The organism is Paenibacillus sp. ISL-20 (assembly GCF_018613005.1).
Lineage (GTDB): Bacteria > Bacillota > Bacilli > Paenibacillales > Paenibacillaceae > Paenibacillus_AQ.
This window is the reverse complement of sequence record NZ_JAGGRD010000065.1, coordinates 41,284-42,089: the sequence shown is the minus strand read 5'-3', so window position 1 is coordinate 42,089 and position 806 is coordinate 41,284. Positions and strand designations below refer to the sequence as shown.

At 46.7% G+C, this 806-nt stretch carries 2 protein-coding genes; both read left to right on the top strand.

Annotated elements, in window-relative coordinates:
• Positions 1 to 694: IS110 family RNA-guided transposase (locus tag J7E85_RS30135; protein ID WP_215163692.1), on the top strand; the 694-nt coding region annotated here is incomplete at its 5' end.
• On the top strand, positions 694 to 806 hold a 113-nt coding region (locus J7E85_RS34980; protein ID WP_353049582.1), incomplete at its 3' end, for a transposase. The genes J7E85_RS30135 and J7E85_RS34980, both read left to right, overlap by 1 nt.

Sequence of the window (806 nt, the reverse complement as noted above, 5' to 3'; positions counted from 1 at the left end):
GTACTTAGGTGCGGTTCCTCATACCGAATATCACATCTTAAAAGTACTGAGAAAGTTAGGGCAACCCCATGAGCTAAATATTTGTTATGAGGCAGGTCCAACAGGATATCCTTTAGTTCGCTTGCTAATTGCACATGGATATCATTGCATTGTGATTGCTCCTTCACTCATGCCAAGTCGCCCAGGAGAACGGGTGAAAACCGATCGTAGAGATGCTATACGTTTAGCACAATTACTCCGAGCAGGTGAATTAACAAGCGTGCATGTACCTACTCCAGAAGAAGAAGCACTTCGTGATCTGGTACGAATGCGTGAAGATGTCAAGGAAGATCGGACTCGGATCCGGCAGCGGATTGGAAAGTTCCTCCTTCGCCATCAGATTGCACCCCAAGAACCACTTCGCCGCTGGACAGCGAAATATCGTTTGTGGTTAGGGCGTATTCCGCTTGAGTCTGCTTCTCAGCGTTTGGTTCTGCAGGAAATGCTTCATCAGATGGATGAAATTGAAGAACGTTTAAAGCGTATTGAAGCAGCGATTCACGAGGAAGCGACGGAGGGGCGCTACGCTCCATTAATACAAGCTCTTCAAACTTTACGTGGGGTGGCTGAAACAACGGCAACAGGTATCGTAGCCGAAGTGTGTTCATTTACCCGGTTTGGTAATGCAAAGGCATTTATGGGTACACGGGTCTAGTGCCGAGGGAATACTCAAGTGGTCAAAGCAGATGGCAAGGGAACATTACAAAATCGGGTAATACACATCTTCGCCGTTTATTAGTTGAATCCGCTTGGAGTTATCGATACAA